The organism is Pseudomonas sp. ADAK2, assembly GCF_012935755.1.
Taxonomy (GTDB): domain Bacteria; phylum Pseudomonadota; class Gammaproteobacteria; order Pseudomonadales; family Pseudomonadaceae; genus Aquipseudomonas.
This window is the reverse complement of record NZ_CP052862.1, coordinates 3,545,427-3,571,777: the sequence shown is the minus strand read 5'-3', so window position 1 is coordinate 3,571,777 and position 26,351 is coordinate 3,545,427. Positions and strand designations below refer to the sequence as shown.

At 61.2% G+C, this 26,351-nt stretch carries 23 protein-coding genes and 1 pseudogene; 16 read left to right on the top strand and 8 right to left on the bottom strand.

What is annotated here, in order from left to right:
• Window positions 1–31: 31 nt before the first annotated feature.
• Genes HKK52_RS16620 through HKK52_RS16610 form a run of 3 tightly spaced genes read right to left on the bottom strand, consistent with a single transcriptional unit; the run spans window position 32 to window position 1,957 of the window.
• Window positions 32–403, bottom strand: coding sequence for a MerR family transcriptional regulator (locus HKK52_RS16620; RefSeq protein ID WP_169371723.1), 372 nt, complete (start codon window positions 401–403; stop codon window positions 32–34).
• 48 nt (window positions 404–451) lie between these two features.
• Window positions 452–1,027, bottom strand: coding sequence for an NAD(P)H-dependent oxidoreductase (locus tag HKK52_RS16615; RefSeq protein WP_169371722.1), 576 nt, complete (start codon window positions 1,025–1,027; stop codon window positions 452–454).
• A 45-nt stretch (window positions 1,028–1,072) separates the two neighbouring features.
• On the bottom strand, window positions 1,073–1,957 hold the full coding sequence (locus tag HKK52_RS16610; protein WP_169371721.1) for a LysR family transcriptional regulator: 885 nt from the start codon (window positions 1,955–1,957) through the stop codon (window positions 1,073–1,075).
• Between the two features lie 201 nt (window positions 1,958–2,158).
• Here HKK52_RS16610 and HKK52_RS16605 point away from each other — a divergent pair, with 201 nt between their 5' ends.
• The gene (locus tag HKK52_RS16605) at window positions 2,159–2,923 is read left to right on the top strand and encodes a sulfite exporter TauE/SafE family protein (RefSeq protein WP_169371720.1); all 765 of its coding nucleotides are present in this window, start codon (window positions 2,159–2,161) and stop codon (window positions 2,921–2,923) included.
• Here the strand turns inward: HKK52_RS16605 and HKK52_RS16600 are convergent.
• Complete coding sequence (locus HKK52_RS16600; protein ID WP_169371719.1) at window positions 2,913–3,227, bottom strand: putative quinol monooxygenase; 315 nt, start codon at window positions 3,225–3,227, stop codon at window positions 2,913–2,915. The two genes, HKK52_RS16605 and HKK52_RS16600, sit on opposite strands and share 11 nt — an antisense overlap.
• Window positions 3,228–3,388: 161 nt before the next feature.
• Between HKK52_RS16600 and HKK52_RS16595 the strand changes: the two genes are divergently transcribed.
• The 9 genes from HKK52_RS16595 (at window position 3,389) to HKK52_RS16555 (ending at window position 12,669) form a co-directional block, all read left to right on the top strand.
• Window positions 3,389–3,979 (top strand): NAD(P)H-dependent oxidoreductase, encoded by a 591-nt coding sequence (locus HKK52_RS16595; RefSeq protein ID WP_169371718.1) that lies wholly within the window; start codon window positions 3,389–3,391, stop codon window positions 3,977–3,979.
• Between the two features lie 156 nt (window positions 3,980–4,135).
• On the top strand, window positions 4,136–5,047 hold the full coding sequence (locus tag HKK52_RS16590; RefSeq protein ID WP_169371717.1) for a LysR family transcriptional regulator: 912 nt from the start codon (window positions 4,136–4,138) through the stop codon (window positions 5,045–5,047).
• Between the two features lie 103 nt (window positions 5,048–5,150).
• Window positions 5,151–6,044: an NAD-dependent epimerase/dehydratase family protein gene (locus tag HKK52_RS16585; protein WP_169371716.1), complete on the top strand. Its 894-nt coding sequence runs from the start codon at window positions 5,151–5,153 to the stop codon at window positions 6,042–6,044.
• Window positions 6,045–6,440: 396 nt separating this feature from the next.
• Window positions 6,441–8,162: a carbamoyltransferase family protein gene (locus HKK52_RS16580; protein WP_169371715.1), complete on the top strand. Its 1,722-nt coding sequence runs from the start codon at window positions 6,441–6,443 to the stop codon at window positions 8,160–8,162.
• A gap of 61 nt (window positions 8,163–8,223) precedes the next feature.
• Window positions 8,224–9,399 carry an MFS transporter gene (locus HKK52_RS16575; RefSeq protein ID WP_169371714.1) on the top strand — a complete coding sequence of 392 codons (1,176 nt, stop codon included), beginning with the start codon at window positions 8,224–8,226 and terminating at the stop codon, window positions 9,397–9,399.
• 1 nt (window position 9,400) lies between these two features.
• Window positions 9,401–10,075, top strand: coding sequence for an HAD family hydrolase (locus tag HKK52_RS16570; protein ID WP_237150574.1), 675 nt, complete (start codon window positions 9,401–9,403; stop codon window positions 10,073–10,075).
• Entirely contained in the window at window positions 10,072–10,710 is a 639-nt protein-coding gene (locus HKK52_RS16565; protein WP_169371712.1) for a YdcF family protein, read from the top strand. The genes HKK52_RS16570 and HKK52_RS16565 overlap by 4 nt, the downstream gene beginning before the upstream one ends.
• 15 nt (window positions 10,711–10,725) lie before the next feature.
• Entirely contained in the window at window positions 10,726–12,183 is a 1,458-nt protein-coding gene (locus HKK52_RS16560; RefSeq protein WP_169371711.1) for an N-acyl-D-amino-acid deacylase family protein, read from the top strand.
• A 117-nt stretch (window positions 12,184–12,300) separates the two neighbouring features.
• Window positions 12,301–12,669, top strand: coding sequence for a glyoxalase superfamily protein (locus HKK52_RS16555; protein WP_169371710.1), 369 nt, complete (start codon window positions 12,301–12,303; stop codon window positions 12,667–12,669).
• A 3-nt stretch (window positions 12,670–12,672) separates the two neighbouring features.
• Here the strand turns inward: HKK52_RS16555 and gliR are convergent, their stop codons facing one another.
• The gene (gliR, locus tag HKK52_RS16550) at window positions 12,673–13,701 is read right to left on the bottom strand and encodes an AraC family transcriptional regulator GliR (protein ID WP_169371709.1); all 1,029 of its coding nucleotides are present in this window, start codon (window positions 13,699–13,701) and stop codon (window positions 12,673–12,675) included.
• A 210-nt stretch (window positions 13,702–13,911) separates the two neighbouring features.
• Here gliR and HKK52_RS16545 point away from each other — a divergent pair, with 210 nt between their 5' ends.
• The 6 genes from HKK52_RS16545 to HKK52_RS16520 all read left to right on the top strand — a co-directional run bounded on the left by HKK52_RS16545 (window position 13,912) and on the right by HKK52_RS16520 (window position 23,761).
• A complete protein-coding gene (locus HKK52_RS16545) occupies window positions 13,912–15,507 on the top strand; it encodes an FAD-binding oxidoreductase (RefSeq protein ID WP_169371708.1) in 1,596 nt (531 codons plus the stop codon).
• 5 nt (window positions 15,508–15,512) lie between these two features.
• A complete protein-coding gene (locus HKK52_RS16540) occupies window positions 15,513–17,096 on the top strand; it encodes a glycerol-3-phosphate dehydrogenase/oxidase (RefSeq protein ID WP_169371707.1) in 1,584 nt (527 codons plus the stop codon).
• A 186-nt stretch (window positions 17,097–17,282) separates the two neighbouring features.
• Window positions 17,283–18,851: an FGGY-family carbohydrate kinase gene (locus HKK52_RS16535; RefSeq protein ID WP_169371706.1), complete on the top strand. Its 1,569-nt coding sequence runs from the start codon at window positions 17,283–17,285 to the stop codon at window positions 18,849–18,851.
• 196 nt (window positions 18,852–19,047) lie between these two features.
• A complete protein-coding gene (locus HKK52_RS16530; protein ID WP_169371705.1) occupies window positions 19,048–20,337 on the top strand; it encodes a phospholipase in 1,290 nt (429 codons plus the stop codon).
• Between the two features lie 60 nt (window positions 20,338–20,397).
• Complete coding sequence (locus HKK52_RS16525) at window positions 20,398–22,353, top strand: DUF1302 domain-containing protein (RefSeq protein ID WP_169371704.1); 1,956 nt, start codon at window positions 20,398–20,400, stop codon at window positions 22,351–22,353.
• A gap of 37 nt (window positions 22,354–22,390) precedes the next feature.
• Window positions 22,391–23,761 carry a DUF1329 domain-containing protein gene (locus tag HKK52_RS16520; protein WP_169371703.1) on the top strand — a complete coding sequence of 457 codons (1,371 nt, stop codon included), beginning with the start codon at window positions 22,391–22,393 and terminating at the stop codon, window positions 23,759–23,761.
• 64 nt (window positions 23,762–23,825) lie between these two features.
• Here HKK52_RS16520 and HKK52_RS16515 read toward each other — a convergent pair whose 3' ends face one another.
• From HKK52_RS16515 to HKK52_RS32990, 3 genes and pseudogenes are all read right to left on the bottom strand, one after another.
• Window positions 23,826–24,290 (bottom strand): hypothetical protein, encoded by a 465-nt coding sequence (locus tag HKK52_RS16515; RefSeq protein ID WP_237150787.1) that lies wholly within the window; start codon window positions 24,288–24,290, stop codon window positions 23,826–23,828.
• Window positions 24,291–24,552: 262 nt separating this feature from the next.
• Window positions 24,553–25,257 (bottom strand): methyl-accepting chemotaxis protein, encoded by a 705-nt coding sequence (locus tag HKK52_RS32995; protein WP_429528800.1) that lies wholly within the window; start codon window positions 25,255–25,257, stop codon window positions 24,553–24,555.
• 201 nt (window positions 25,258–25,458) lie between these two features.
• A pseudogene (locus HKK52_RS32990) lies at window positions 25,459–26,337 on the bottom strand (methyl-accepting chemotaxis protein); the annotation flags it as partial.
• Between the last annotated feature and the right edge of the window lie 14 nt (window positions 26,338–26,351).

The window sequence follows — 26,351 nt, the reverse complement described above, 5'->3', positions numbered from 1 at the left end:
TTTGCATTGATTAACGTACGGACAATGGCGTTCAAATTCCCTCTAAAGGGCAGTGTTTCCAGGCGTTTTGCAGGCTGTCTTCAAACTCGACCAATTGTGCGTGCCGCTGGGTCAGCGCCGCGATCTGGTCGTGGACCTCGCGCTTCTTGTCCGTGATCGCCTGCTGCGCGTCGGTCCATGCCAGCGGCTGGCCGGATTGGCCGGCGAAAATCGCCTGCAACTCCTTGAGCTTGAAACCCAGTTGCTGGGCGCACTTGATGATGCTCAGCAGATCGACGCTCTGTTGGTCATAAACCCGGTAGTTGCCCTGACGCCTCGCGGGCGGCAACAGGCCGATGGCCTCGTAGTGACGGATGCTCTTGATGGTGGTTCCCGAACGCTGCGCAGCCTGGCCGATGTACATGGAAAGTCCTTTTTTGCCGTGGGTAAACCGGGCCCATTATCGGCAGACTTATTGACTGGCGATAGCCTGGGCTCGCAACAGCCAGGCTTCGCGCTGACCGGCGCTGGAGCCCAGGATCGGGCCGAAGGTGAGCGTGCGCCGGGGTTCTATGCCACAAAACGCCAGGGTGGTTTTACGGATCTGGTGCAGCCCCGGCATGCGATAGACCCAACGGTAATACCAGGGAGGCGTGTCCATCGTCACCAGCAAATGCGCGCTGCGACCGTGCAGGAGTTTGTCGGGAAACGCCTTGCCTGCGCGGTACTTGAAGGCAAATCCGGGCAAGAACACCCGGTCGAAAAAGCCCTTGAGCAACGCCGGAATCCCGCCCCACCAGATCGGATATACCAGCGTCAGGTGTTCGGCCCACAGAATGTCAGCCTGAGCCCGGCGCAGATCGGCTTCCAGCGGTTGGACCTGTTGATAGCCTTCACGCAGCACCGGGTCGAAATCCAGCTGGCCGAGAAACAACTGCCGCACTTCGTGTCCGGCGCGCAACGCCGATTGCGCATACCGCTCGGCAAGCGCGCCGCAAAAGCTGTTGCTCGAAGGATGACCGAGAATCACCAGAATCTTCTTGCCCATCGTCTGCGTCCTTGAAGATCAAACCTCAAGGGTAAAGTCTGCCCCTCAGGGGAGAGTCAAGGCGTGCAGCAAGGCGTTGGCATAACCGGGCAACGCAGCGAAGTCCCGGGCGCACAGCAGCAGTTTGCGCTGGGCCCAGGGCTCGGTGAGGGCGATGCTTTTGAACGATTGATGCGCTGCCCCGCGTTCGACGGCGGCCAAAGGCACGATCGCCAGTCCAGCCCCTCGGGCGACCATGCGCATCACGCCATCGAAGCCGTCGGCGCGGATGCGGATCTGCATCCGCGAACCGGTATGCAGCGCCTGTTCCTCCAGGTAAACCGCCAGCGCGCTGTTGGCACTCAGTCCTACGTAATCGTGGCGCAAGGTGTCGCTGAAACTGACTTCGCCAGCGTCGGCCAAAGGGTGATTGCGGGGCAGGATCAAGACCAGCGGGTCATCGCGAAAGGGCCGGGTTTGCAGGTCGTCGGTGTCTATAGCGTCGGAGACGATACCGAGGTCTGCCGCCCCTTGGCGCACGGCGTGGGTAATGCGGGCACTGGGCAGTTCCTGCAAGTCGATGTCGAGGTTGGGATGCTCGCGCAGAAAGTCCGCAAGCAACTCCGGCAGGTATTCAGTGATCGCCGTGGTGTTGCACAAAAGCCGCACCTGGCCTTTGACCCCTTTGGCGTAGTCGGCGAGATCCTGTTGCATGCGCTCGGCCTGTTGCAGCAGCACCCTGGCGTGTTGCGCCAGTGCCTTGCCGGCGGGCGTGGGCGTGACGCCGCGGCGATTCCTTTGGAGAAACGCGATACCCAGCGAGGCCTCCATGGCGCGGATGCGGGCACTGGCGGCAGCCAGGGACAGATGCGTGCGGCCGGCGCCGGCGGTGATGTTGCCGGTGTCGAGGATGTTCAGGTAAAGGTGCAGGTCGGTGAGGTCGAAGTGCATAGGGATTCCACAAGATCGTTCCCACGTTCCGCGTGGGAATGCCTCACTGGACGCTCCGCATCCGCTTCGGCAAGTGACGCGGTGCGTCACGGGCTGCGTTCCCGCGCAGAGCGTGGGAGCGATCGAGCCTCCGTCATATCAAGAGGCACCCTCAGTATATGGCAGATTTTCAAGCCAACCGTTCAGGCGCAGGATTGCCCCATGAATACTCTCGCCGCGTTCTACCAAAACCTCGGTCTGGCCTTGTCTGTGCTGGTCATCGCCACCTTCCTGCTCGCCGGCATGATCAAGGGCGTGATCGGCCTCGGCCTGCCGACCATCGCCATGGGCTTGCTCGGTCTGGCTATGGCGCCGTCGCAGGCTGCCGCGCTGCTGATCATTCCGGCGACCCTGACCAACGTCTGGCAACTGGCCTTCGGCGGGCATTTGCAAGGACTGATCAAACGCTTGTGGCCGATGCTGCTGGCGATTTTCATCGGCACTGGCGCCGGCACGTTGTGGATCGGCATGGCCGGTGGGCATTGGGTGGTGCGGGGATTGGGGGCGGCGTTGTTGCTGTACGCCTTGAGCGGACTGTTCCTGCCAACGTTGCGCGTGGGCAGTCGCACCGAGCGTTGGCTCGGCCCGGTCTGCGGCGTACTGACGGGAGTCATCACCTCGGCCACCGGCGTGTTTGTGATTCCGGCGGTGCCTTATCTGCAAGCACTGGGCTTGAACAAGGATGAACTGGTGCAGGCGCTGGGGCTGTCGTTCACCGTCTCGACCCTGGCGCTGGCTGCCGGCCTGTTCTGGCGCGGTGCCCTCGGCGGTGGCGAGTTGAGTGCCTCGCTGTTGGCGCTGATCCCGGCGGTGCTCGGCATGTTGCTCGGGCAATGGTTGCGTCAGCGGATCAGCGCCGTGCTATTCAAGCGGGTGTTCTTCATCGGCCTCGGTGTACTCGGCGGCCACTTGCTGATCAGCGGCTAGCCGACGACGGGCTGAGCATGTTGATGGCGCGGATATCGAAATCCCGCTCCAGGTAGTCCATGCGCTGATCGCGGAACTGCTTCATGTGCGGCAGGTTCGAGTGCACGTCCAGATGCGCCTGGGATTCCCAGATTTCATAAAAGATAAACAGCGTCGGGTCCTGCTGGTCGCGCAGCATGTGGTATTCGATGCAACCGGGTTCGGCGCGGCTCGGCTCGACATAGGCGCGAAACAGCGCTTCAAAGGCCTCGGCTTTTTCCGGGCGGGTCTTGGCGTGCAGGATGAAGCCTTGTACATCACTCATCGAAAAAATCCCTCGAATTAACAATCGGCGCAAGTCTATGGCAACAATCGCCTGTCGATTCGTGCGTTTTGGTCAAATGAATTTTGTGAGTTTGGCGCTTATTCCGCGCGAGGCGGATCGTTACTCTGCCGCCATCGAATTCCAACCTTCCGAGACCTCCCATGAAAAAAGTGCTCTTGCTCAATGGCGGCAAAAAGTTCGCCCACTCCGATGGCCGCTACAACGCCACCCTGCACGATGCCGCGCTGAGCGTGCTGGATCGCGGTGGCCTGGACGTGAAGACCACGTTTATCGACGAGGGCTATGACCTCGCGGAAGAAGTCGCCAAGTTTGTCTGGGCCGACGTGATCATTTATCAGATGCCGGGCTGGTGGATGGGCGCGCCGTGGACCGTGAAAAAGTACATCGACGAAGTCTTCACTGAAGGCCACGGCAGCCTCTACGCCAGCGACGGTCGCACCCGTTCCGATGCGTCGCAAAAGTACGGCAGCGGTGGTTTGTTGCAGGGCAAGCAATACATGTTGTCCCTGACCTGGAACGCGCCGCAGCAAGCCTTCGACGACCCGACCGACTTCTTCGAAGCCAAGGGCGTGGACGCGGTGTACTTCCCGTTCCACAAGGCCAACACCTTCCTCGGCATGACCGGTTTGCCGACCTTCCTGTGCGTGGATGTGATGAAACGCCCGGACATCGAAGGGGATGTGAAGCGCTATGAGCAGCATTTGGCTGAGGTGTTTGGCCTGTCTGTTTAAGTTTTCCGGCTACTATCCGTCGCAACGGCGGGAAAGATCGCAGCTCGCGGCAGATCGCGTACACCCGGTGGTTCAGGGGGACGCAATCCTTGTAGGAGCTGCCGAAGGCTGCGATCTTGGCGATTCATGCCACGCCGATTCGCAAAGAGGACCCACGTGAAAGCCAGATCCGATGAATTGCAGATCTTCGTCTGCGTGATTGAATGCGGGTCGATTTCCGCTGCGGCCGAGCAGGTCGGGCAAACGCCTTCGGCAGTCAGCCGCACGTTGTCGCGCCTGGAAGCCAAGCTCGACACCACGCTGATCAACCGCACCACCCGGCGCATGGACCTGACCGAGGAGGGCAAGTATTTCTTCGAACACGCCAAGCTGATTCTCGATCAGATGGACGAACTCGAAGAACGCCTCAACTCCCGCCAGCAAACCCCGTCCGGACGCCTGCGCATCAATGCCGCATCACCGTTCATGCTGCACGCCATCGTGCCGTACATCGATGAGTTCCGCCGGCTCTACCCGGACATCCAGCTCGAACTCAACAGCAACGACCTGATCATTGACCTGCTGGAACAAAGCACCGACATCGCCATCCGCATCGGCGCGCTGGCCGACTCGACCTTGCACGCGCGTTCCCTGGGTTGCAGTCCGCTGCACATCGTCGCCAGCCCGGCGTATCTCGAGCAACACGGCATACCCGTTGCCGTTGCCGAACTCAACGACCACACGCTGCTCGGCTTTACCCAGAATGAAGGCCTCAACCAGTGGCCGCTGCGCCATGTGCACGGTGATCGCTGGCCGATCAATGCGGCGATCAACGCCTCCAGCGGCGAGACCGTGCGGCAGCTGGCGCTGGAAGGCCAAGGCATCGCCTGTCTGTCGGATTTCATGACTCATGCGGACATCCGCGCCGGGCGCCTGAAGGAAGTGCTGGCGGATTTCAACAGCGGTTATCGCCAGCCAATCAACGCCGTGTACTACCGCAACTCGCAACTGGCCCTGCGCATCCAGTGCTTCCTGGACTTCATCCAGAGCAAATTGGCGGTGTATGCGAATTCTGATTTCAAAGGCTGATTCGTGATCCCTGCGCAAGAGTGAATTGGGCCAGCGGGGATTTTTCGACACGGATCGGTCGTTGATACTCGTTGCATCACTTATTCACGCAGGGAGTTTCTCCATGAACGTATTCGTTACCGGCGCTGCCGGTTTTATCGGCGGCTCCATCGCCACGGGTCTGGTCCAGGCCGGCCATCACGTTACCGGTTTGGTACGCAGTGCCGAACAAGCCAATGAACTGACCGCGCTGGGCATTACGCCAGTGATCGGCACCCTCGATGACAGCGCCTTGCTGGCCGAGCAGGCCCGTGCCGCCGACGCCGTGATCAACGCCGCCAGCAGCGACCATCGCGCCGCAGTAGAAGCCCTGCTCGATGCATTGCGCGGTTCCAACAAAGTGTTCCTGCACACCAGCGGTTCGAGCATCGTCGGCGATGCGTCGGGCGGCAAATCCAGCGACGTCATCTACTACGAAGACAGCCTGCCGGCACCCACCGTCGACAAGGCCGCCCGCGTGGCCATCGACAACCTGATCCTCGCCGCCGCGAAGGACGGGGTGAACTCGGCCGTCATCTGCAACACCCTGATCTACGGCCACAGCCTGGGCGTCAAGCGCGACAGCGTGCAGTTGCCGCGCCTGCTCAAACAAGCGCAAAAAAGTGGTGTGGTGCGCCACGTCGGCACTGGCCAGAACATCTGGTCCAACGTGCACATCGAAGACGTCGTAGCGCTGTACCTGCTGGCGCTGACCAACAACGTCCCGGGCACGTTCTACTTCGTCGAAAGCGGCGAGTCTTCGTTCATCGACATGACCACCGCCATGGCACAAGCGCTGAATTTGGGCCAGCCGCAAGATTGGCCGCTCAAGGATGCCGAGGCCGAGTGGGGTTATGAAATGGCCAACTATGGCCTGGGTTCGAACAGCCGGGTGCGCGGCAAACATGCCCGTGAACAGCTGGGCTGGGCGCCGAAACGGACTTCGGTGACCGAGTGGATCCTCCACGAAATGGTCTGATCTAACTGCTGGCTAATACATGGCCCGCCGACGAGCAATACGCTTGTCGGCGGGTTTTTTGTGTCTGGCTAATCAAACTATTTTTCTGCTGCTGAAATCCCCGTAAACAGGGGAGTTCACGAAGGTATTTAATTTTTAGTTTATATCTCATGAGGTCATTCAGATATTTCTTACTAGGCTGTCACCCGGATAAACATAATTAAAGCCAATGGCAATAAATAATCTCTTTGCCTTCTCGTAAAGGCATATCCCGAGCGAATCGTCTGACTTCGCCGCTTCAAAATTTATGACGTTCGGCATTGATGCCTTAATCCGTTCATAAGCCCAGGCTAGAGCGCTGCGCTCATCGAGCGTAGGCACAGTCATCACTGAAATTGGCAAGAACAAGGAGCAGTTATGATCATTTTAGGCATTACTAACAATGATTTGTCGGGCGCCTGCCTGGTACGTGATGGCCTGATTCTTTCGGCGGTCAGTGAAGAGCGATTCACTCGCATAAAAGATCACAAGGTATGGCCGACCAAGTCCATAGAGTTTGTACTTGGCCAGGCGGGGCTATCACTCGAAGATGTCAATTATGTTGCCTATGGATGGAATGCCGGTTTCAGTGCCGATAAACACCTTGAGTTGTACTTTGATCGCATCGTTGAAGAAGTCAGGAATAATCCGCAAGGGCTGGCACAATTCCGACAACGTATAACGGATGAAGTAAAAAACGATAAAGAAAAAAGAACCGAGTTTGACGAATTTATTACCGCCAATGATTTGACCGGCAAGGCTTATTATATTGACCATCATGAATGCCATGCCCTCGGCGCCTATGTCTGCTCACCGTTTGACGAGGCGTTGACCCTGACCTGCGACGGCCGCGGTGATTTCCAGTCCTTGACCGTGACCTGGTACAGCCCCAGCGAAACCAGCGTGTTACAGCGCGAAACCAGCGTCGACAGCTTGGGTTATTTCTACGGTCGGATCACCCACTTGCTCGGTTACAAACCCAATCGACATGAAGGCAAAGTCACGGGCCTCGCTGCCTTTGGCGATCCGCAAAAGCTGCTGGGGGTGATGCAGCAAATGATCCGTTTCGAAGACGGGCGCATCAAGGCCTGCTGCGGCGACCTGTTCCTGCCTTCCTACAACCACTACAGCGAACCGTTGGAAACCCTGTTCGCCCGGGAAACCCCCGAAGACATCGCCGCCGCTGTGCAACGCCACACCGAAGACCTGCTGGTGGCGACGGTTACCCATCACCTCGCGCAAAAAGGCAGCACCAATCTGTGCCTGGCCGGTGGCGTGTTCGGTAATGTGAAACTCAATCAGCGCCTGCGCGAAATTCCCGGGGTGAAAAACGTCTACGTGTTGCCGTGCATGGGCGACGGTGGCCTGGCATTGGCGGCGGCGGTCGGGGCGGCGTACCTGGAAAACGGCACTCGCTTCAAGAACCCGGCGATGACCCTCGGGCCGGAATCGCGCAGTGTTTCGCAGAACATCAACCTGATCACTCGCGACTACCCCGAACTCGGCTACCACACGCCGTCGAACATCATCGAGGTCCTGACCGAGGCGCTGCTGGAGAATCAGGTGCTGGGCATGTTCAAGGGCAAGATGGAATTCGGCCCGCGTTCGCTGTGCAACCGCAGCATCGTCTATCACGCCCAGGATGCCGAGGTGAACGATTGGCTGAACAAGCGCATGCACCGCACCGAATTCATGCCGTTCGGCCCGGTCACGGCCATTGAGCAGGCCGCAGCGTGCTACGTCGGCTGGGATGAGGAGCAGGTCGCGGCAGACACCATGACCATGACCTACGATTGTCATCCGCAGTTTCGCGAGGCCAGCCCAGCGGTGGTGCACATCGACGGCACCGCGCGACCGCAGATCATCCGCCCGCAAGGCGACGGGTTCATGCATCGCCTGTTGAACGCCTGGCATGACAAGACCGGCCAGGCCGCCCTGATCAACACCTCGTTCAACCGGCATGAAGAACCGATAGTGTGTTCATCCCAAGACGCACTGGATGCGTTGAAAGACGGCATGGTCGATCTGGTGGTGATGAGTGAAGCGCTGATTGTCTGGCGCAAAGGCAAAAACAGCTTCACCCAACAACGCTTCGAATAAGGGATCGTTTTCAGGGCTCCAGTGGAGCCCTGCTCTGGAGCATTGAGCGTATGGTTGACGAATGTATTTGATCTTTTTCGGGTTCTTTGCGGCAGAGGGGATTATCTATCCGTTCTGGCCGACCTGGCTGGATTCCCTGGGATTCAGCGCCAGCCAGATAGGCCTGCTGATTGCGGCGGCTTATTGGCCCCAGGTGTTTACCGGGGTATTTATCACTTACGTGGCCGACTGGCGCGTGGACCAACTGCGTCTCGCGGCTTTTCTCGGTTTCTCGGCGGCGTTCTGTACGTTGCTGTTCTATTTCATGCCGGCGCACCTGTGGATATTCGTGTGCCTGAGCGTGCTGTTTGGCGGGCTGTGGATGGTGGTGTTGCCCCTGTCCGAGTCCTATCTGCTCAAGCGTGACAAGCAAGCCTTGCAGAACTACGGCTGGGTGCGGGCGGTGGGTTCTTCGGCCTTTATCCTGACCTCGACCCTCGGCGGTTTGTTGTTCGCGCACTACAGCCAGTCCTGGGTGCCGATCGTGATTGCGGCGAGCATGTTGTTCACCGCGCTGGCGTGTTTGCGCTTGAAGCATCAAGTGTCCAGGGCGCATTTGCAGCCGGCCAGCCGCACGATTAAACGACCGGACTGGAAGGCGCTGTTTGCACATAAAAGTCTGCTGATCGCGATTGCCGCCGCCAGTTTTATCCAACTGAGCCACACCTTGTACTTTTCCACAGCGTCGATTGGCTGGGGCGTGAAAGGCTACTCTTCGGCCTACATCGGCGCGTTCTGGTCGGTGGCGGTGCTGGCGGAAATCACCTATTTCGCGCTCTCCAATAAAGTCCTGTCGTTCTGTTCGCCGTTGTCGATCGTGATCTTTTCCAGCGTCTGTGCAGCGTTACGCTGGGCGTTGTTTTCCAACAGTGATGCGGTGTCGGTAATTCTGCTGGGGCAGTGTCTGCACGCCCTGAGTTTTGCCGCGTATCACTCGGCGATCATGCGGTTTATCCGTGACCATGCGCCGCAAGACATTCAGGTCTTTACTCAGGGCGTCTATTACTCCCTGGCGGTTGCGCTGCCCATGGGCCTGGCCACGCCTTTTGCCGGCTATCTGTACGAAACGCAGCCGCAGTGGTCCTACTACGTGATGGCGCTGTTTGCCTTGATCGGCACAGTGCTGGCGTTTATTGCTCATCAGAAGATGCGAAGTTCAACTCATGACACAACGAACGTTTACAGCCGTCTGCTTTGATATGGATGGCGTGCTTATCCAGTCCCGCGACGTCATCGAATTCGCCTGGACCAGCGTCGCGGGGCGCTACGGCGTGGCCGTGGACCCGGCGTTTATCACCGAACACATTCACGGCCGCCCGGGCGGTCATACCATGCAGGCGCTGTTCGGTCAGTTTGACGAGGAACAGCGCGTGGCGATCAAGCAGGAAGTGGATGCCGTCGAGCAGGTGTCAACCTGTGCGCTGGTGCCGGGAGTGGCCACGTTTATCGCCCAACTGAAGGAGTGCGCGGTGCCCATGGCCCTGGTCACCAGCAGTTGGCGTGCGCGAGTCGACAACGTCTTGCAGCAACATAATCTGACCGCAGTGTTCGACAGCATCATCTGCCGCGACGACGTGCGCAGTGGCAAGCCGGCGCCAGATGCCTATCGTTTGGCGGCGGCACAACTGGAGCGCCAAAGCGATGAATGCCTGGTGTTCGAAGACTCGGTCAGCGGCGTGCAGTCGGCGATCAGCAGCGGTGCGCTGTGTGTCGGCATCGGCGATGATTCGACGTTGACCGATCACGGCGCGGCGCGGGTGTATGCGGATTTCACCGCGCTGCCGGTCGCGCTGACCGATCTGGGGCCTCACGTCTTTGGCAATAGCGGTCTGTTCATCAGTGGGCGGGTTGCCCAGAGGTTCGCCCGCTCATGACGCCGACCCTGCAGCACGCCACTGTCCTGTGGGACTTCCTCGGGGCCGGGCGCCAGCACCAGGCTTGCGAACTGATCGTGGTCTGTGGCTCCTACGATTTGCGGGTTTGCGATTACGCCTGCGAACTGCTGAAAAAAGGCATCGCCCCGCATCTGCTGTTCACCGGCAATACCGGCAACTGGACGAAGCATTTGTGGGAGCGCACCGAAGCCGATATTTTTGCGCAACGGGCCCTGGCGCTTGGGGTGACGACGGATCAATTCACCCTGGAACCGCGCGCCACCAACTTTGCCGAGAACATCGCATTCGCCAAGGCGCTGTTTCCTCAGGTGCGTCGCGCGACGTTCCTGACCAAGCCGAATTCGATCCGCCGTGTGGCCTTGACCTTGCCTGTCCAATGGCCCGAACTGCAGGCTTGGGTGGATGCGCCGTCGTTCAGTTTTCCGGGGGAGATCAGCAACCTGATCGGGGTGCTGGGGCTGATCGACGAAATGGTCGGGGATGTGCACCGCATCATGGTTTACCCTGCGCTGGGCTTCCAGGCCGAGCAGGTGATTCCCGACGAGGTCCAGGTCGCCTGGCGTTACCTGGTGGAGCAAGGGTTCGATCACCATTTGATCAAGGGCAGGAGTTGAGGCCTGGAGACTGACATGCTGTACGACACGCTGATTCGCAACGCCCTGGTTATCGACGGCAGCAACACGCCCGGTTATCCCGCTGACGTGGCGATCCTGAACGGCCGCATCGAGCGCATCGGCGACTTGCACGACGCGCGCGCCGCGGATGAAATTGACGCCGCTGGCCGGGTGCTCGCGCCGGGTTTTATCGATGTGCACACCCACGACGACACCGTGGTGATCCGCCAGCCGCAGATGCTGCCCAAGCTCAGCCAGGGCGTGACCACGGTGATCGTCGGCAACTGCGGGATCAGTGCCTCGCCGGTCAGTTTGCGCGGCGATCCGCCGGACCCGATGAACCTGCTCGGCACACGTGCTGCGTTTGTTTATCCGACGTTCCGCGACTACCGCGCCGCTGTCGAAGCAGCGAACACCACGCTGAATGTGGCGGCGCTGGTTGGCCACACCGCGCTGCGCAGCAATCACCTTGATGACTTGTTTCGTACTGCCACTGCGCAGGAAATCAGCGCGATGCGCGAGCAATTGCGCGAGAGCCTGGAGGCGGGCGCACTGGGGTTATCCACCGGCCTGGCCTATGCCAGCGCGTTTTCGGCGTCCACTGACGAAGTGATGCAACTGACCGAAGAGCTGAGCGCTTTCGGCGCGGTCTACACCACCCATTTGCGCAGTGAATTCGAACCGGTGCTGGAGGCCATGGACGAAGCGTTCCAGATCGGCCGACACGCGAAAGCCCCGGTCATCGTGTCCCACCTCAAATGTGCCGGTGTCGGCAACTGGGGTCGCAGTCCGCAACTGTTGGCGTCCCTTGAGCACGCGGCAAAAACCCATCCGGTGGGCTGCGATTGTTATCCCTACGCGGCGAGTTCCTCGACCCTGGACCTCAAGCAAGTCACCGATGCCCACCGCATCACCATCACCTGGTCCACGCCGCATCCTGAAGTGAGCGGCCGCGATCTGCTCGACATCGCCGCCGAGTGGGGCATGCCACTGCTCGACGCCGCCCGCCGCCTGCAACCGGCCGGTGCGGTGTATTACGGGATGGACGAGGCGGATGTGCGGCGGATCCTCGCCCATCCGTTGTCGATGGTCGGCTCCGACGGATTGCCGGAAGACCCGTTTCCCCATCCGCGTTTGTGGGGCGCATTCCCGCGGGTGCTCGGGCATTTCAGTCGTGATGTCGGACTGTTTGCGCTGCACACCGCCGTGCACAAGATGACCGGGTTGTCGGCGGCGCGTTTCGGCTTGAAGGAACGCGGTGAAATTCGTGAAGGGCATTGGGCGGATCTGGTGTTGTTTGATCCATTGACCATTCGCGACGTGGCGGATTTCCATGACCCGCAGCGGGCGGCGGAAGGGATTGATGGGGTTTGGGTCAATGGTGTGTTGAGTTACAGCGAAGGCCAGGCGAACGGTAAAAGGGAAGGGCGGTTTCTGGCGCGGGAAGGGGATTTGCGCGACGGTTTCCGGTAAACATTCCGAGAGCCGTATCACAGTGATGGCACTGTGCAATTAAAGAATCCTCGCGCCAAGCCGAAGCGCTGACATCCAGCCCAGCTACACTGGGCCTTTTCAACCAGGGAGCAACCCATGAGCTTCGGCAAAACTACACCGATCCTGCGGATTTTCGACGAGCGCAAAGCCGTGGAGTTTTACGTCGACTTCCTGGGCTTCAAGATCGACTGGCAGCATCGTTTCGAAGCCAATTTCCCGTTGTACCTGCAAGTCTCCCGGGGCGAATGCGTGCTGCACCTGTCCGAGCATCATGGCGATGCCACGCCGGGTTCGGCATTGCGCATCGAGACCGATGAACTGGAAGCCTTCCAGCAGCAACTGAGCGCCAAGGACTACACCTACGCCAAACCGCAGATCCAGGCGACGCCATGGGGCAGTCAGGACCTGACCGTGACCGATCCGTTCGGCAATCGGTTGGTGTTTACCAATGCGATTTGTGTGTGAGTTTCAGCCTTCGTCCGGCGCGCGGTGGGTCTGGCGAAACTCGCCGGGCGGCATCCCGCGCCGGCTCTTGAACGTACGGTGAAACGAGCGCGGTTCGGTGAAGCCCAAGTACTGGGCAATGTCCTGAATCGGCAAGGTGCTGTTGAGCAAATAATGCTCGGCCAGCTCCTGGCGCAGGTCATCGAGGATCTGCTGGTAAGACGTGCCAGCCTGATGCAACTGGCGTTGCAGGGTTCGCACAGACACGGCGCACTGCTCGGCCACCTGCTCTTTGCGCGGCAACCCTTCCTTGAGCAACTGGCGCAGGATGCTTTTGACCCGCTGCTCCAGTGACGCGTCCTCCAGCGTGGCCATTAATCCCAGGGCATGTTCTTCCAGGGTGCGCAGCAATTGCGGATCGGCCTGGCGCAACGGCAGCTGCAAATACGGCAACGGCACAATCAGGGCCGAATAAGGCTGGTCGAACAGCACCGGGCAGTCGAAGAACTGTTCATATTGCGCCTGCGTCGTGTCGGCCGGTCGCGAATGTTCGAACCAGACGGCAGCCGGCGACAGCTGGGTATCGGCAATCCAGCGCGCGTATTGCAGCCAGGAACCGAGCACGTTTTCCACCAGGTGCCGGCGGATTCGCGGCCGTTGATGACGGCAGGTCCAGATCAGGTGTACATGGCTGTCCTGCACCTCGGCGCGGCTGACCCCCATGTCCCCCACCAGTTTTTCGAACGGCATGATGCGGCTCATGGCATCGCCCAGGGTCGCGCAGTTCATGGTGATGTAACCCAGCACGCTCCAGGAGTTGGGCAACACAAAACGCGCGGCGTTGAGGCCGAATAACGGATCGCCCGAATGTTCGCAGAAATAATCGAGCAATCGTTCATGGGTTTCGCCCGGCAATCGCAGGCTGTTGTCGCTCAACTGCTGCGCCTGCAACCCGGCCGCCGCCAACGCCGGCTCGATGGCCACGCCCAGTTGTTCGGCATGGCGCACGTATTTGAGCAGCGGAGGGACCGAGGTGAAGCCCAGGGATTGCATGATCGTAGTCCTTTGATCAAAGCCCGCGTGCGCGGATCAATGCGCTGAAAGGTAAGTTGAAACCACAGCTAAAGTAAATGGCTGAGGTTTACGCGACGTTTGACTCAATTGGCTACTCGAACTGGCCGGATGCGACCGTGACACTTTTCGGCAGCTGACTAGTATGGGCTCCTGAAATATCACTGATCAGAACCGCAAAAGGACACACGCATGCGACGCTGGAACGGCTGGGGAGATGCAACCACGGTGGTCGAGCTGCCGGCTCAGGGCGCGGGATTTCTCGCGCAACGGCTCGGTGCCGGTCGCGCGCTGCCCGATGCAACGCTCGAGACGGCATTGGCCCGCGTGCCGGCCTCACGGTTGGCGGAACACCCCTCGTACAGCGTGACGGCGCAGGATCGTCTGTTGCATGCGCGGGGTCAGAGCCTGCCCGACTGGCTGGCGTTGCGTGAAGGGGCGCCGGGGATTTATCCCGACGCCGTGGCCTTCCCCGAAAGCGCGGAACAGATTCGTCAGTTGCTGGCGCTGGCCCAAGCGCAGGACCTGTGCCTGATTCCCTATGGTGGCGGCACCTCGGTGGCCGGGCACATCAATCCACCGAGTTCCACGCGGCCGGTGGTGACGGTGTCCCTGGCGCGCATGAATCGCCTGCTGGACCTCGACGAACAGAGCCTGCTGGCAACCTTCGGGCCGGGCGCGACGGGGCCGCAGGTGGAAAGTCAGCTGCGCGCCCGTGGTTTCACCCTCGGCCATTTCCCGCAGTCGTGGGAACTGTCGACTTTGGGCGGTTGGGTGGCCAGCCGCTCCAGCGGCCAGCAATCGCTGCGTTATGGACGAATCGAGCAATTGTTCGCCGGTGGCACCCTGGAAACCTTTGCCGGACCTTTGGAAATTCCCACGTTCCCGGCCTCGGCCGCCGGTCCCGATCTGCGTGAAGTAGTGCTGGGTTGTGAAGGCCGATTCGGGATCATTTCCGAGGTCAAGGTGCGGGTCAGCGCACTGCCGGCCGATGAGCGTTTCTATGGGGTGTTTCTGCCCGATTGGCCGCAGGCGCTGCGCGCTATCCGCCAGTTGGCCCAGGCCCGCGTGCCGCTGTCGATGCTGCGCTTGTCCAACGCCGTGGAAACTGAAACCCAGTTGGCGCTGGCCGGTCATCCACAGCAGATTGCCTGGCTGGAAAAGTACCTGGCCCTGCGTGGCGCCGGGGTAGGCAAATGCCTGCTGACGTTCGGCGTGACCGGCAATCGCCGGCAAAATGCGCTGTCCCTGAGCCAGGCCCGGCAGCACCTGAAAGCCTTCGGCGGCGTGTTCACCGGCACCTTGCTCGGCAAGAAGTGGGCGCAGAACCGCTTCCGTTTTCCCTACCTGCGCGAGAACCTGTGGAACGCCGGTTACGTGGTCGACACCCTGGAAACCGCCACCGACTGGAGCAACGTCGACAACCTGCTGAGCCTGGTTGAAAACAGCCTGCGCGACGCCTTGGCCGCGGAAGGCGAGAAGGTGCATGTGTTCACGCACCTGTCCCATGTCTATGGCGAAGGGTCGAGCATCTACACCACGTACGTGTTCCGTCCAGCAGCGGACTACGCCGCCACCCTCACTCGCTGGCAGGCGCTCAAACAGGCGGCCAGCCAGACCATCGTCGACAACCACGGCACCATCAGTCACCAACATGGCGTCGGCAAGGACCATGCGCCGTACCTGCTGCGGGAAAAGGGCGCGCTGGCGATGGACACCTTGCACGCGCTGAGCCGGCATTTCGATCCGGCCGGGCGCTTGAACCCCGGCACGCTGTTGCAGGAGTGACGGCCATGAGCCTCGACTGGAACGCGGCGTGGCGCCAGCAGATATTACCGACGCTGGCGGCTGAAACCTGGGACCTGATCGTCATCGGCGGCGGCATCAGCGGCGCCGGCATTCTGCGCGAAGCGGCACGGCGGGGCTGGCGTTGCCTGCTGCTGGAGCAGCGCGATTTTGCCTGGGGCACGTCCAGCCGTTCCTCGAAAATGGTCCATGGCGGCTTGCGTTACATCGCCAAGGGCCAGTGGCGCCTGACCCGCGATTCGGTCCGCGAACGCCAGCGCCTGCTCGACGAAGCGCCGGGCCTGGTGGAGCCGATGAGTTTCCTGATGCCGCATTACCGTGGCGGCTTTCCCGGCCCACGCGTGCTGGACGGTTTGTTGAGCGTCTATGACGCACTGGCCGGGCGACGCAGTCATCGCTTCCATGACCCGCAAGAGCTGGGGTATCTCGCGCCGGGGCTGAAGCAAAATGACCTGCTGGGCGGCACCTGTTTTGTCGATGCCCTGACCGATGACGCGCGCCTGGTGATGCGGGTTTTGGGCGAGGCGCGGGCCGACGGCGCCGTGGTGCTCAACGGCATGCGTGTGCAGCAATTGCTGCGGGAAGAGGGGCGGGTATGCGGGGTTGATGTCGAGGACGGCGAGGGCGGTGCGTCGCTGCGCTTGCGTTGTGCGGTGTTGGCCGTGGCCACTGGCGCCTGGGCCGAACGCTTGCGCCCGTCCGCTGCCCCGCGTCAGTTGCGCCCGTTGCGCGGCAGTCATTTGTTGCTGCCGGGCTGGCGACTGCCCGTGGCGCAGGCCTTCACCTTCCTGCACGAGCGCGACCGTCGGCCGGTGTTTGTTTTCCCTTGGGAAGGCGCCACGGTGGTCGGCACCACGGACCTCGATCACCAGGACGATCTGGACCAGAGCGCGAGCATCAGTGCCGAGGAACTGGACTATCTGCTGGCCGCTTGCGCCCAGCAGTTCCCCGATGCCGGCGTGGTCGCCGCCGATGTGTTGTCGACCTGGTCGGGCGTACGTCCGGTGGTCGGAAGCGCTGCGGGTGAGCACCAGGGCAAACCGTCCAGTGAAACCCGCGAGCATGTGCTGTGGCTGGAACCCGGCTGCGTGACCCTGGCCGGCGGCAAGCTGACGACCTTTCGCCCGCAGGCCATCGAAGTGCTCAAGGCCTGCGCGAGCATGCTCGGGCGCGCCTTCAATGATGACGGCGCGCCGGTGTTTGCCGCCGTGCCGCCACTGGCGATTGCCGGGCTCACTGGCAGCCAATGGCGGCGCCTGGCCGGACGCCATGGCCGTGACCTGCCGAGGCTGGCGCAACTGATCGCCGAATTGGGCCATGACCGCGTTGGCGCCACGGACACCTTGTGGGCGGAACTGGCCTTTGCCTGCGACACGGAAATGGTCCTGCACCTGGATGACCTGCTGCTGCGGCGCACCCGTCTGGGGTTGTTGCTGCCGCATGGCGGCGAGAATTATTTTGCGGCCATACGCCGACTGTGCCAGCCGCGCCTGGGCTGGGACGATGCGCATTGGCAGCAGGAACAACAGCGTTACCAAGCGTTGTGGCAGCGCCATCATGGTTTGCCATAGATCTCGCTTGTCGCCGTTGTAGCAGCCGTAGCAGCTGTCGAGTGAAACGAGGCTGCGTCTGTCCCCGCCCGGACGATTACGAGGACTTCGTCCTCAAACGCTGCCTCGCTCCGCTCGACAGCTGCTACAGGTTTCTAGTGTGTTTTTCAGATTGAAGATAAGCGCCGTCCCATTGAAGAGAGCTCCATGGATAACCACCCGAACAAGCGTTACCTGCTGGCGATCGACAATGGCACCCAGAGCGTGCGTGCGCTGCTCTTCGACTTGCAGGGCAATCTGCTGGGCAAAGGCAAGGTCGAGTTGCAGGCCTATTACTCGACACAACCTGGCTGGGCCGAGCAGGATCCTGAATATTACTGGGCGAAACTGGGGGAGGCCTGTCAGCAGTTATGGCAGCAAACCGGCATTGACCGTGCACAGATTGCCGGCGTGTCCCTGACCACCCAGCGCGGCACCGTGATCAACGTCGATGCCCAGGGCAAGCCGCTGCGCCCGGCGATCCTGTGGCTCGATCAACGCCAGGCCGAAGTCGAAGGCCGGATCAAGGGACCGTGGGGCTGGCTGTTCAAACTGGTCGGCGCGAAAGCTACCGTGGATTATTTTCGCGCGCAGGCCGAGGCCAACTGGATTGCGCGTCACCAGCCTGAAGTGTGGGCGGCGACCGACAAGTTCTTGCTGCTCTCGGGGTTCCTGACCCATCGCCTGTGCGGGCGTTTTGTCGACTCGGTGGGTTGTTGCGTCGGCTACTTGCCGTTCGACTTCAAACGGCTGCGTTGGGCCGCTCGCTCCGACTGGAAATGGCAGGCGCTGGCCGTGCGTCCCGAGCAATTGCCTACGCTGCACAAACCCGGTGAAACCCTGGGCCACATCAGCGCCGAAGCCAGCCGCCACACCGGCATTCCCGAGGGCTTGCCGCTGATCGCCGCCGGTGCTGACAAAGCCTGCGAAGTTGTGGGTTCCGGCGTGGTCGACGCCGACACGGTGTGCCTGTCCTACGGCACCACGGCGACGATCACCAGCACCCGCTCGCGTTACCTGGAAATCGTCCCGTTGATTCCGCCGTACCCGTCTGCGGTGCCGGATCAATACAACTGCGAGGTGATGATTTATCGCGGCTACTGGATGGTCAGCTGGTTCAAGAACGAGTTCGGCCTGCGGGAAATGCAGCAGGCCAAAGCGCAGGGCATTGAGCCCGAGCAGCTGTTTGATGCGCTGGTCAATGCGGTGCCGCCGGGCTCCATGGGACTGATGCTGCAACCCTACTGGTCGCCTGGTATCCGCGAGCCGGGCGTGGAGGCCAAAGGCGCGATGATCGGCTTTGGCGACGTGCATACCCGCGCGCATATTTATCGGGCGATCCTCGAAGGTTTGGCGTATGCCTTGCGCCAGGGTTTGCAGAGTATCGAGCTGCGTTCGAAGGTCTCGATCAAGCGCTTGCGCGTCGCCGGTGGTGGCTCCCAGAGCGATGCGGCGATGCAGCTTACGGCGGACATTTTCGGCCTGCCGGCCGAGCGTCCGCATGTCTACGAAGCGTCCGGTCTGGGCGCGGCCATTTGCTGCGCGGTGGGGCTTGGGTTGTACGCGGATTTTCCTGCGGCGATCGCCGCCATGACCCGGGTCGGCGCGGTGTTCATGCCGCAGCCCGAGGCGCAGCAGGTCTATGAGCGACTGTACAAGGAGGTCTACCTGCGCATGTATCGCCAGCTCAAGCCGTTGTACCAAAGCATTCGCAAAATCACCGGTTACCCGGCCTGACGTTTGCTTCGCGTACAACGCCAATCTTTTGTGTACGACGCCGCTCCGGGCTCGTGAAAACCGTGGGTGAACACACGAGGACGCGCTCTTGGCGTGGCGCTATCGGAGAACTTTTCTGGTGAGATTGGACAGTGTCAGCGGCGGGGTCGGTTGTTAGGCTCAACCCCCACTGCACCTCCAATAAGAACTAGAAGCAATGAAGCTGACATTCCTCCTGCTGCTGTTGTGTGGAACGATCCCGACAGCCTGGGGCTGGTCCAACCATACGGTGGGCAGTTACCTGGCCTTGCAGGATCTGCCGGTTTTGCGCGATGCCTCCCAGGTCGACGTCGAACCGCTGGAGCAGTTTCTCGCCCAGCAATACGACGCCGTGCGCGCATTGCTGGATGAGCAGGAAACGTACGCCCGTCAGCACTTCGCCCAATACCCGTCACGCCCCGACAACCTGCAACTGTCCGACCTGCCGGGGGACAACCTGCGCCACGATTTCCTCACCGCGTTGCGCATCAATCCCCTGATTCATCTGGCCATGGTCATCCAGCCGATGCCGGGCAAGGATTTGCCCGAGCGTGAACACCTCAAGGCCGAGCAGGTGATGGTCGAACAGACCCTCTCGCCATGGAATCGCCAGCGCTTTATCCACGTGGTCGATGGCGAAAAAGTCGCGCCCCTGGCCGTGCTCGCCAGCGCCGCCGATGAACCCGATTACGGCCACGACATCAACCTGTTCAGCGACAACCCGGGCGAGGTCGGCGCGTTGTACGGCTTCGGTCCGCAGCCGTTCGGCGATGCGCGGTTTCAGTACAGCTCCCAGGCGCCGTTCCACATGGGCTTCTTCCATGAAAGCGCGGTGGTGTATGCCGCGGCCGGATTTCTCCAGCGCAGTTGGCCGGACTGGCGCGCCTACCAGTACATGGGCTTGGCGCGACTAGCCTTCGCCAGTGGCCATCCCTACTGGGGTTATCGTTTTCTCGGCTGGGGTCTGCACCACATTCAGGACCTGACCCAGCCTTATCACGCCAAACCGCTGCCCGGCGTCGAGCTGGCCAACCTGCTGCTGCTCGAAGGCAAGGCACTGGCCGGGTATGAGGCCGACAAGCACGCAGCCATCGAGCGAGTCGCCACCCGGCACATGGAAGTGGAGAAATATCAGTCGACCTGGCTGCGTCGCCTGCTACGCGCCGGTCAGCTACATCCGATGCTCCAGGCTTACGCCGACTTTGCACAAGACGCCAGTTACCCGCCGTACTCGGTGGCTTACCTGCGCGACGTCGTGAGTGCCGAATCCGCCGACGCATCCGCCGCCTTTGATGAAGCGATCGGGCAATGGCTGGAGACGGCGCCGATCACCCGCGATTTCAGCGCCGGCAACCAAGTGCAGCGTGAACGTTACGACCATCCGGCCTTGAACCAACAGCTGTTCAAGCTGCTGGGGCATTTCGGCGCGCACAGCCGGATTTATGTCAGTGCGGGCCTGGCGCCGTAGCCATCGCAACAACGTTGGCCGGATACAAAAACAAAAAAAACAGACAAGGAGGAACAGACCATGAGGATTCGATTGCGCCTGTCTGGCGCGGCGCTACCCGGAGTCGGCCTGGCGGGGCTGCTGCAATTGTGCGCGGTCGACGGGGTGCAGGCCGTGGAGTTCAGCGTGCTGGACAAACAGGTCACCGGCTCGTTCGACAGTACCTTGTCCTATGGCCGCTTGTGGCGGGTTCAGGGCCGGGACAAGAGCAACGATGACGTCAACACCAACGACGGCAATCGCAACTTCGATACCGGGCTGGTTTCCGAGGTGTACAAAATCACCTCGGAGCTTGAAGCCAACTATCAGAACTACGGGTTGTTCATGCGCGGCACCGCGTTCTATGACACCCAGTTAATGGACAAGCGCAACGATTACTACCGCAACAACAGCCCGTCGCAACCGAGCCAGAGTTACCCACAGGACGACCGTTTTACCGGCCAGACCCGCGACATCGCCGGCAGCCGGATCGAGATGCTCGACGCCTACGTCCATGGCAGTTGGGACGTTGCCCAGATGCCGGTCACTGCTCGTCTCGGGCGTCAGGTGTTCAACTGGGGCGAGGGGATTTTCTACCGTGGCGGGATCAACACCACCAACCCGGTGGACGCCGCCAAGTACCGATTGCCCGGCGCTGAGGTCAAGGAAGTGCTGGTACCGGTGGAAGCGCTCAGCTTCAACGTCGGCCTGACCGATACCCTGACCATGGAAAGTTTCTACCAGATGAACTGGAAGGAAACCCGCATCGATCCGGTCGGCACCTTCTACTCGCAGACCGACCTGTTCGCCGACGGCGGCAACACCGCCTACAACGACTTCACCGGCACCGCGCTGGACACCCCGGTGCCCGGCTTCGGCAACGTGATCGATCTGTACAGCGCGCTGGGCAACAACCCGCTGCTCAAACAGGCCCTCGGCAGCACCGGGCTGTACGCCAACGGCGTGACCCCGGCCTTCGGCAACACGCTCAAGGTGGCCTCGGTCGGCAAGGATTACAACGCGCGCAACGACGGCCAGTTCGGCTTCGCCTTTCGATACATTGCCGAAGCACTCAACAGCACCGAATTCGGGCTGTACATGGTCAATTACCACGCCAAGGAGCCGACCGTCTCCGCCGATCTCGGGGGTTACAAGGGCATCGACATGAACGCCCTGACCAACCTGTTGACCGGTGTCGCTGGCAGTCAGGCGGGGCAACTGGCCAACGGTCTGGCGACCGCGGATGTGCTGGGCAACATTCAGGCGCACCGGCGCTACGCCGAAGACATCCGCATGTACGGCTTCAGCTTCAACACCACCCTGGGCCAGGCGTCGGTGTTCGGTGAAGTGGCCTATCGGCCGAACCTGCCCATCGGCGTCGCCGCCACCAACGACCTGATCGGCGACCTGGCCAACGGCGCTGCCGCTGCGGCGGCCGGCAAGACCATCAACATCGGCGGGCAGAGCGTCACCCTCGACAGCCAGATCAACAACGGCGAACGGGTGGAAGCGTTCAACACGTCCCTGGGCAGCATCTACAACTTTGGCCCGAGCCTGTCATTCGACTCGATGTTCGGCGTGTTCGAACTGGCGTCCGAGCACCTGCGCGGCAGCAGCCTGCAATACACCGCGTATGACGGCAGCACCCGTTATTACGCCGGCACCGGTAACTATTCCTATGTGTCCGGCGGCGAACGCAGCGACCAGGTCGACCGCAATTCCTACAGCTACACCGCGATGTTCAATGGCACCTGGAACGACGTGTATGCCGGGGTCAACGTTTCGCCCTACGTCGTCTACAAGGACGACTTCAAGGGCAACAGCTACCAGGCCGGCAACACCATCGAGGGCCGCAAGGCCTACACCCTGGGGGTCAAGGCCAACTACCAGAACAAGCTGGAGGCCGAGCTGCAATACACCAATTTCTACGGCGGCGGGCAGGACAACGGTCTTCGCGATCGGGACAACGTCGGCTTCAACCTCAAGTACTTCTTGTGAGTGCCCCTAACCGCGGGTTTTATTTCGGAGAACGTCCATGTTCACACCTCGACTGACCAAGACCACGCTGGCGCTGGTCCTGAGCCTGGCGGCCGGCAGCGCGCTGGCCGCCATCACGCCCCAGCAAGCCCAGCAACTGAAAACCACGCTGACGCCGCTGGGCGCTGAACGTGCAGGTAACGCGGCCGGCACCATTCCGGCGTGGGACGGCGGTATCACCCAGGCTCCGGCGGGCTACAAGCCAGGTCAACATCACCCCGACCCTTACGTGGCGGACAAGCCGCAGTTCACCATCACCAAGGCCAACCTCGAACAGTACAAGGCCCACCTCAGCCCGGGTCAGATGGCGCTGTTCAACAGCTACCCCGATACGTTCCAGATGCCGGTGTACACCAGCCGTCGCTCGGGCTCGGCGCCGCAATGGCTGTATGACAACACCTTCAAAAATGCGACCTCGGCGAAGTTGCTCGACGGCGGCACCGGATTTGCCGATGCCTATGGCGGCGTGCCGTTCCCGGTGCCCAAGGATGGGATCGAGGCGCTGTGGAACCACATCACCCGTTATCGCGGCACCTATGTGGTCCGTCGTGCGTCCGAAGCGCCGGTACAGCGCAACGGCAGCTTCGCGCTGGTGACTTCGCAGCAGGAAGGGCTCTTCAACTATTACCGGCCGGGCGGGCAGTTTGCCGACCTGAAAAACATCCTGTTCTACTACCTGGCGTTCGTGAAAAGCCCGGCCCGGCTGGCCGGCGGCGCAGCGTTGATCCACGAGACCCTCGACCAGCTCAAGGACCCGCGCCAGGCCTGGGTCTACGACGCCGGCCAACGCCGGGTGCGTCGCGCGCCGAACCTGGCGTATGACACGCCAATCGCCTCGTCCGACGGCCTGCGCACGGCGGACGATACCGACCTGTTCAACGGCTCGCCGGACCGCTACGACTGGAAGCTCAAGGGCAAGCAGGAAATCTACATTCCCTACAACAGCTACAAGGTCGGCAGCCCTGATGTGAAGTACGCGCAGTTACTCACACCGGGCCACCTCAACCCGCAATACACCCGTTATGAGCTGCATCGGGTCTGGGTGGTCGAAGGCACACTCAAGCCCGGCTCGCGGCATATCTATTCCAAGCGCGTGCTGTTTCTGGACGAGGACAGCTGGGGCGCCGCGCTGGTCGATCAATATGACGGGCGAGGGGAGCTGTGGCGGGTGTCGATGGCCTACCTGAAAAACTTCTACGACCTGCCCACCACCTGGAGCGCGCTGGACGTCTTCCACGATTTGCAGGCGCGCCGCTACTACGTGCAAAACCTGGACAACGAAGAACCCGCCACCGTGGACTTCACCCAGCCGGTGCCGGAAGACGCGTATTTCATGCCGTCGGCATTGCGTCAGCGCGGGACGCGGTGAGTGGGGCACAATCGCCAGCGGCGCCGTTTTAGCTCAGTAGGGGGATTGGCTCGCGTTGGCGGCGTTACTCCGGCATCGAACGAAGAATGTCCGCCAAATCGCCCCGGGTGATTTGATTGGCTTTTACGGCGGCGGCGATATCTTCCTTGGACAGGGGGAAGCGTTTGAACAGGTCCTTCAACGTATCGGCGTCGATATTCGAGAGCCAAAGCGGATCAATCAAAGCGCCACCGTATTCCGGCTTCATCGGCACTTCTTCGTGGGCGATAACGCCTTTGTGATTCAAATAAACCCAATAACGATCGAATCCTTCGGGGTAGCTTTTATCGTAATAGAGCGTTGTTCCAATGGGCAGCACGTAGTCATGTTCATCGCCGTTGCGCCCTTCGATCAGAAGCGGTTCTGTGGTTTTGATCATGTGCCGGCCATAGGCGCTTGAGACGTTACTCAGTACGACGGCTGCCAGGACGGCGGCGTTTACCAGTACCAACAGGGCCAGGCCCAGGTAGATTCGCTTCTTGGTAGACATTCTGTTTGTCATGTAGCGCCTCGGGATTTTCTTCGAGCTTAGCGCGGGCGGGGTGCTGGGAGGGGAATCAGTTGGGTTTGATGTTGGCGGGTCGGGCCTCTTCGCGGGCAAGCCTTGCTCCTACAGGGGTCCACCATTTGATCGTTCCCACGCTCTGCGTGGGAATGCAGCCCGTGACGCTCCGCGTCACATTCAACAGCGGACGCGGAGCGTCCATTGAGGCATTCCCACGCAGAGCGTGGGAACGATCTGGTCTGAGGTGTCAGACCCGGAAGTGGCTGACCATCTGCTGCAACTGACCACCCAGGCGTGCCAGTTCAACACTGGACGCGGCGGTTTCGTCGCTGGCGGCGGCGGTCTGTTCGGAGACGTCGCGCACGTTGATGATGCTGCGGCTGATCTCTTCGGCCACGGCGCTTTGCTGTTCGGCAGCGGCGGCGATCTGCTGGTTCATCGACTGGATGTTGGACACCGTGCGGGTGATGTTTTCCAGGGACACGCCAGCCTTGCGAGTCAGGGCGACGCTGCTGTCGGTCAGGGCACGGCTGTTGTTCATCACCGCGGACACTTGTTGCGTGCCGTTCTGCAAGCCAGCCACCAGGCCTTCGATTTCCTCGGTGGATTTCTGCGTACGCTGGGCCAGGCCACGGACTTCGTCGGCAACCACGGCAAAACCACGACCGGCTTCACCGGCACGGGCGGCTTCAATCGCGGCGTTGAGTGCCAGCAGGTTGGTCTGTTCGGCCACAGCCTTGATCACGTCCATGACGCTGCCGATCTTGTCGCTTTCCTGTTGCAGCACGCTCATGGCTTCAGTGGAACGCGCCACTTCGGTGGCCAGGCGTTCGATTTGGGCGATGGCTTCGTTGACCACCTTGTCGCCGGCGCGGGCTTCGCCGTCAGCGGCGGCAGCTGCCAGGGATGCTTCTTCGGCGTTGCGCGCGACTTCCTGCACGGTGGCGGTCATCTCGTGCATCGCGGTAGCCACCTGATCGGTTTCGATCTTCTGGCTATTGACCCCGGCGCTGGTTTGTTCGGTCACGGCGGACAACTCTTCGGCGGCGCTGGCAATCTGGGTGACGCCATCGCGGATGCCGCTGATCAAGTCGCGCAGGGTCACGCCCATGCGGCCGATGCCTTGTTGCAACACACCGAGTTCATCGCGGCGGGTGACTTTGACGTCCTGGGACAGATCGCCGCTGGCAATGCGGTCGACCACGGTCATGGTTTCGCGCAGCGGGCCGGTGATCTGACGGGTGATGACCACGGCGGCAATCACGCCCACCAGCAATGCCAGCAAGGTGCTGATCAATTGCAGGGTGCGGGCCTGGGCACTTTCGATGTCACGACGGTCGATCTGGAATTGGTAGAGCTTGTCGCTCAGGTCGACGATGGCGGCGCCCTGCTCGGTCATGTCCTTGCGCACACGCACGGCGTCGGCGGTGGCGGTTTTAAACGCCAGCAAGGCGCTGCGGTAATTGGTCAGTGCGGTGTCCAGCTGACGCAGGGCGTCTTGCTGGGTGTCGGCGAAATGCACGTTCAGTGGCTTCAGGCTGGCGATGGCCGCGTCCAGTTGGCCGACGGCTTTTTGCTCGGTCTCGGCGTTGGTCGTGGCGGTGTAGCCGCGCACTTCGTAGCGGGCCAGCATGAACGCTTCCTTGGCTGCCGTAACGGCCTGGAACTGCTCGAAACGCTGATCGCTCAGGGGCATTTCCTGAACACGCTTGCTGATCGTATTGATCAGCGTGTTGGCGGCTTCGGCATTCGCGCCCATGGCATCGCGGGCGCTGTTACCGGTGCGGTAAGCGCTGCGCATTTCCTTGAGCGAGGCCTGATAAGCAGCGATGACGCCCGCCTGCTCCTTGAGCATTTTCAGGTTGGCGACATTTTTGAAACTGCCCAGCAGCGCGGTTTGTTGCGCCTCAAAACTGTCGAGGGTGGTCTGTACGTTCTGCGCGGCGGTTTCGTCGCCGTTGGTCAGCATGTATTGCAGGCGCACTACCCGCAGTTTGGTCAGGCCGGCATTGAGCTGGGTGATGTCGCTCATCCAGTTGCTGCGGT